This is a genomic window from Candidatus Acidiferrales bacterium (assembly GCA_036514995.1).
GTDB lineage: Bacteria > Acidobacteriota > Terriglobia > Acidiferrales > DATBWB01 > DATBWB01.
In genome coordinates this window covers 1-5945 of the sequence record DATBWB010000091.1, presented here as the reverse complement: position 1 = coordinate 5945, position 5945 = coordinate 1, and the positions used below count along the sequence as shown (strand labels likewise).

6 protein-coding genes are annotated in these 5945 nt (G+C 61.6%); 5 read left to right on the top strand and 1 reads right to left on the bottom strand.

The window, feature by feature from the left end; translation table 11 throughout:
• Window positions 1-1093 (top strand): hemolysin family protein (locus VIH17_06375; GenBank protein HEY4682861.1); only part of this gene is annotated, 1093 nt, incomplete at its 5' end.
• 165 nt (window positions 1094-1258) lie between these two features.
• Here VIH17_06375 and VIH17_06370 read toward each other — a convergent pair.
• Window positions 1259-2560, bottom strand: a complete 1302-nt coding sequence (locus VIH17_06370) for an IS1380 family transposase (protein ID HEY4682860.1) — start codon at window positions 2558-2560, stop codon at window positions 1259-1261.
• A gap of 313 nt (window positions 2561-2873) precedes the next feature.
• Here VIH17_06370 and VIH17_06365 point away from each other — a divergent pair, with 313 nt between their 5' ends.
• The 4 genes from VIH17_06365 to VIH17_06350 form a co-directional block, all read left to right on the top strand.
• Window positions 2874-3431, top strand: a complete 558-nt coding sequence (locus VIH17_06365; GenBank protein ID HEY4682859.1) for a transcription repressor NadR — start codon at window positions 2874-2876, stop codon at window positions 3429-3431.
• On the top strand, window positions 3428-4423 hold the full coding sequence (gene nadC, locus VIH17_06360; protein ID HEY4682858.1) for a carboxylating nicotinate-nucleotide diphosphorylase: 996 nt from the start codon (window positions 3428-3430) through the stop codon (window positions 4421-4423). Before VIH17_06365 ends, nadC begins: the two co-directional genes overlap by 4 nt.
• 7 nt (window positions 4424-4430) lie before the next feature.
• Window positions 4431-5510: a quinolinate synthase NadA gene (gene nadA / locus VIH17_06355; protein ID HEY4682857.1), complete on the top strand. Its 1080-nt coding sequence runs from the start codon at window positions 4431-4433 to the stop codon at window positions 5508-5510.
• Window positions 5507-5945, top strand: a 439-nt coding sequence (locus VIH17_06350; GenBank protein ID HEY4682856.1) for a Gfo/Idh/MocA family oxidoreductase, incomplete at its 3' end; no start/stop codon positions are given. The genes nadA and VIH17_06350, both read left to right, overlap by 4 nt.

Sequence of the window (5945 nt, the reverse complement as noted above, 5' to 3'; positions counted from 1 at the left end):
CAAAACGCGATTGCAACGTCTGGCGGACACCGGGAACCGGAAGGCTGCAGCAGCACTGCAACTGGCCCAATTTCCGGACACGTTCCTGTCCACAGTGCAGATTGGGATCACGCTGGCAGGCGTGCTGGCGGGAGCCCTCGGCGGCGCCACTATCGCCGTGGCGATCGAAGTCTGGCTAGTTCGTTATCCCCTGATGGCGCCCTACGGTCGAGCCATCAGCGTCGGAATCGTGGTCATCGCCATCACCTATCTTTCGCTCGTGTGGGGAGAACTCGTGCCCAAGCGGATGGCCCTGAACGATCCGGAGCGGATGGCAAGTCTGGTGGCCCGTCCGATGCACTTCCTTGCGTGGGCCACCTCGCCTCTTGTGCGCTTTCTAAGCGCCTCGACAAACGTCACCCTGCGCCTGCTGCGAATTCGCCCTTCCATGGAACCGCCGGTGACCGAGGAGGAGATCAAAGTCCTCGTGGAGCAGGGAACGAAGGCTGGCGTTTTTGATCCGACGGAGCGCGACCTTGTGACTCGCATCTTCAAACTTGGGGACCGCACCGTGGACATGCTGATGACTCCCCGTTCGAAAATTGTCTGGCTCGATGTGCAAGAACCGCTCTCGTCCCTGCGGCAAAAGATTGCCACATCCCACCGGTCACGCTTTCCCGTCTGCCAGGGAAGCCCGGAAAACGTGCTGGGCGTTGTAGCCGTACGTGACCTCTTTCGTCAGAGCCTGGAGGGCAAAGAAATCAATCCGCGCGAGGTATTGCAAACACCCCTGTATGTGCCCGAAGGAACCCGCGCTGTAGACCTCCTGCAGCGCTTCAAGGACTCCCGCACACATTTCGCGCTGGTCGTAGACGAGCACGGCAGCGTGCTCGGTGTGTGTACTCTATACGACATATCGGAAGTTCTGGTGGGTGCATTGCCGACGCGCGAAAGGCCCATTGAGTCCATGATGGCTCGCAGGGATGACGGTACGTGGCTGTTGGATGGGATGCTTCCCCTAGACGAACTCAAGGAACTTTTCAAGATAACGACGCTGCCCGGGGAAAAGGCCGGTGGATACAAAACCCTAGCCTGCTTAATTCATGAGGGCTGAGATTATGTTTGGGGAGACAGTTGGTCGGGACAGATTGGGCGATAAGAGGGGTGAGCAGGGCGAGAGTATGTGAGCTAAGAACGTACGGGTGGCGAGCTGAGAAGTTTTGGGCGCGGCTCCGCAGGGACCGTCTGTGGAAAGCTGAGTTCGGGGCAAGCGATCAGGTCAACTGCTGTTAACGGCGAAGGCGGCGGAGCGGAACAAGTTCTGGAAGGGCCAGCCGCTGGCCAGGTGAAAGCGAACACAGCGGGCGGTCTGGCGAACGCGAGCGCCGATTTTGAAGAGTTGGGCGCGCAGCGTTTCGATCTGGGCCGAACGCCAGGGCTGGGGCAACTGCAAGCGGAACAGGTTGACCAGGTTGTAGGCAAAGCCGTGCAGCAGCAGGCGGAAGGCGTTGGCCAGGAAGCGGTGACAGCTCAAGCGGTCGGCGCGGAAACCGTTTTTGAACTCCTCGATGCGGTTCTCACACTCGCCGCGATCGTTATAGAAAGCGAAGACCTCCGAGGCACAACCGAGGCAGTTGGTAATCACGAAGCGCAGGTTGGTTCCGACGGCGGTGTGCTCGGCTTTGTAACAGATACGGCGCTGGTGCGACCAACTGCGGGCGCGGTGGCGGAAGCTGGAGAAACTGCGCTGTGGTAACTGGGTGCGACGATAGCGGCGCTGTAACCGTTTCTGCCTCGGTTCGGCGCGGCGCCGGAAGACCGAGTTGGCGGGAATGCCCAGTGTGTATTGGATGCCGAAGAACTCGCAGAACTCATAGAGCAGGGGCAGAGCGAAGCCGGCATCGCCGCGCAGCTTGATCTTCACTTTAGGAAAAGCGGCCTGCAGTCGCGGGACCAGTCGCAGCAGCAGGGGCACGATGCGAGCATGACTGGAGGCGTTTCCCGCTCGAAGTCGGGCTGCCAGCAGACATCCGGTGTGGCGCTCGAAGATCAGCATGGGGTGATACATGTGCTGACCATAGGCACCGTTGAAGAAGCTGAGTTGCTGGCGGCCATGAGTGGGATCGTCTGTGGAGTCGATGTCCAGCAGGATCTCACCACGTTTGCGGGCCTGCTTACCGCAGAGACGAATGAACTGCTTCAACAGAGCGTCGTTCAGGCGTACCAGATCGCGGCCCGAAGGTGCGTTCTCCCAGCGGCTGAGAGTAGGCTGGGAGCCGAGTGCCTCTCCCAGTTTCTGATCGACGATGATTTGCAAGAGTGGATCGTGGCGCAGGCGGTCGGCGTCGTTGGCGTCTTCGTATCCGGCAACGATTTGGTAGACGCGCTGCCGCAACAGCGCTAGCGAGTCGTGACGGACACGATCGTCCTGACGCGGATCGCTGAGGGTTTCAGCCAGATCGCGAGTCAGCTGCTGGCGTTCGTCAAAGGCCCGCAGCGGCAAAAGTCCGGCATCGCTGGTGATTTGCCCACCGGAAAAATCAGCGTGAATGGGTCGATGTCGGTAGAAGGAGAAAACCAATTGTGGTATACAGTCTGTCACTCTTGGATGCTCCGAAAGGGAGTGCTGGGTTCACGAAAACCCAGTGTTCATCAACCTTTTAGAGCATCCTTTCTTTTTTTGCCAGACAAATCGTGAATAATCCAGGCTAGAGGTTTGCAAGCAAGGCGCTTTGTTCGCGCCGAAGTAATCCAGCCGTTCTGCTCTTCTTCTCGCCCCGAATGGTGATGGAACCTAAATCACCCAAAGAGGTAAGACAAGGTGAGTACCACAGCTCTTCTGGGCGCTTGCGCCGGACCAGACAATAGACTAGACTGCTGACAAGACAATGAAAGTGAAGCAGAGAGCCAAACACGCCACGGAGAACGGCGGGCGCAACGGAGGCGGCGCGGACCGCCGGCGCCGCCTGACGGAATGGATGCGGGCGCATGCGGGTCCGGTGCATGGGGACGATCTGGCGCGGCGTTTTCGCGTGAGCCGGCAGTGCCTGGTGCAGGACGTGGCCATCCTGCGCGCGGCCGGAGTGGAGATCCTCTCGACCCCGCAAGGCTATCGCCTGCCGCAGGGTCGGCCCTCAGCGCACCGGGCCATTCTGGCCTGTCGTCACACGCCGGAACAAACGGAGGAAGAACTGCAGATACTGGTGGACCACGGCGTGCGAGTGCTGGACGTGGTGGTCGAGCACGCTCTGTACGGCGAGTTGCGCGGCTCACTGATGATCGAGTCGCGCGCCGACGTGCAGGATTTTATTCGCCGCTGGCGCCAGACCAAGGCCAGCCTGCTCTCGACTCTCACGCGCGGCGTTCACCTGCACACCGTGGAGGCCAGCCGGCCCAAGATGATCGCCCGAGCCAAGGCGCGCTTGCAGGAGCGGGGAATTTTGCTGAAATGAACGCCAAGGCACAACTCGAGGCCCGCCCGGTGCGTCCCGCGCGGGAGGAACAGATCCGACGAGCCCTGTTTCGCGGGGACAACCTGGTTCTGGAAAACCCGAGATATCTCCGGGCCGTCCAGACTTTTCTCGACGAACTCTTGGCTTCGGATGCCGGGGCCGGGGACCTGACGGTCCAGGCGCTGGGCCTGGCGGCCGGACGGACCAGCGGCAGAATTCTGGCCAAGGAGCCGGGGATTGTCGCGGGGATCGCGGAATGTTGCTGGCTTCTGACGCGCGGAGGCCTTGCCGTCCGGCAGCGGAAGAACGACGGCGAGCCAGTGAACGCCGATGAGATCCTGCTGGAAATCGAGGGCCAGCGAGGAGAGTTGCTCTCGTTCGAGCGAGTGGCGTTGAATTTGCTCCAGCGCATGAGCGGAATCGCCACCATGACGCACCGCTTGCAGGAGCGTGTGCAAGTGCGCAGTCCGAAAACGTTCGTGGTGGCCACGCGCAAGACTCCCTGGGGCCTGCTCGACAAGCGCGCGGTTCACCTGGGAGGAGGCGGCACGCACCGCCTGGGTCTGGGCGATGCCATTCTGGTGAAGAGTAATCACCTGGCCCTGCTCGCCGCCCGCGAAGAGGAAGCCGTTGGCCTGGCCATCGAGCGGGCTTGGGCCGCCTTCCGGCAGGCGGCGGCCTTCATCGAAATCGAGGTTCGCAGCGTGGAAGCCGCGGTGGCTGCGGCGCAAGCGTTTCGCCGGCTGCGCGAGGACGAGTCTCCATCCTGCCCGTGTCTGCTGCTTCTGGACAATATGACTCCGGAGGCGGTACGGCGGACGCTGGATGCGCTCGACTCGGAACACTTGCGGGAAGAAGTACTGGTGGAAGTGAGCGGGACAATTACCGAAAACAATCTGGAAGAGTATGCGGCCTGCGGAGCCGACGCCCTTTCGATGGGTGTGCTGACTCATTCTCCGCGGGCGCTCGATCTCTCTCTGAGGATTCTCTGAAAGCCCCATGAGCACACAAGACACCATCTATTTGGGCGGGCTGCAAGTACAGCCCGCACCCGCTACCGCGACACTGGCTATTGAGGCACTGCAAGCCCGCTACACGCTCCCTCCGATCGAGGAGCTGACGGACAGCCTGGAGGAGATTGGCGGCAAGCAGGCGCGCATCCGGGAACTTGCCAAGAAGCGAAACGCCATCATTCTGGCCCATCACTATCAGCGGCCGGAAGTGCAGGAGGTGGCCGATTGCGTGGCCGATTCGCTGCGCCTTTCGCAGACGGCGGCCAAGACCGGCGCGGACGTGATCGTATTCTGCGGCGTGCACTTCATGGCGGAAACCGCCTCCATCCTCTGTCCGGAGAAGATTGTGCTGCTGCCGGACCTGCGGGCCGGCTGCTCGCTATCCGCGGCCATCACGGCCGACGAATTGCGAGAATGGAAGGCGCGCTACCCCGGCGCCGTGGTGGTTTCTTACATCAACACTTCGGCCGAGGTGAAAGCCGAGAGCGACTACGTCTGCACGTCGGCCAACGCCGCCAAGGTAGTGCAGGCGATCCCGGCGGACCGGCCGATTCTGTTTGTGCCGGACAAGTTTTTGGCGTCTGTAGTGGCCCGCCAAAGCGGCCGAAGCAACATCATTGCCTATCCCGGCTACTGCCACGTGCACAAAACCATCCGTCCGGAGGACGTCGAGGAAGTGCTCGAGCAACATCCCGACGTCGAGTTGCTGCTGCACCCGGAATGCGGCTGCGTCAGTTCCTGCATGGCCAAGGCGCTCGACGGCAGCCTGCCCTTCAACAAGACTTTTTTCCTGTCCACCGAAGGCATGCTGCGGCACATCGCCCAGTCTCCGGCCTCCGAATTTGCCGTGGGCACGGAGCTGGGCATCCTGCACCGCCTGAACAAGGAGCACTCGGACAGAAAGTTTTATCCGGTGAATCCCAACGCCGTTTGCGCGTTCATGAAGACCATCACGCTCGACAACATCATTCGCTCGCTCGAGAACCTGGCGCCCGAAGTACGCGTGCCGGAAGAGATCGCACGGAAGGCTCGGCGCTCGATTGATCGCATGCTGGAACTGGCGTGAACCAGCCGTCATCCTCCTTGAAAGTTGGCGTGTTGAAAGTCGGCATTGCCGGAGTGGGCGCTATCGGGCAGATGATGGCCACGGCGCTTGATCGCGGCCAGGTGCGCGCAGTACTCGTTGGCCTGACGGATGTGGACCGCGCCCGAGCGGAGAAAGTCGCCGGCGAACTTACGCATGCGACGCCGGTGTTGTCTCTGGACGAACTGGTGCGCCGCTCGGACTTGATCGTGGAAGCGGCCCGGCAAGAGGCGCTCGCTGAAATTGTTCCCAAAGTGCTCGAGGCCGGGAAAGACCTGATGGTCATGAGCGTGGGCGGGCTTCTGGGCCGGGAGGACTGGTTTCACCTGGCGGAGGAGCGTGGCTGCCGGATTCATGTGCCCTCGGGTGCGATTGCCGGACTGGACGGGCTCAAAGCCGCCTGCCGGGGCCGCATGG

What these genes read in the sequence shown, in the direction of transcription:
- nadC (HEY4682858.1), top strand. Translation starts at nt 3,428, where the DNA reads ATGAACGCCAAGGCACAACTCGAGGCCCGCCCGGTGCGTCCCGCGCGG.
- nadA (HEY4682857.1), top strand. Translation starts at nt 4,431, where the DNA reads ATGAGCACACAAGACACCATCTATTTGGGCGGGCTGCAAGTACAGCCC.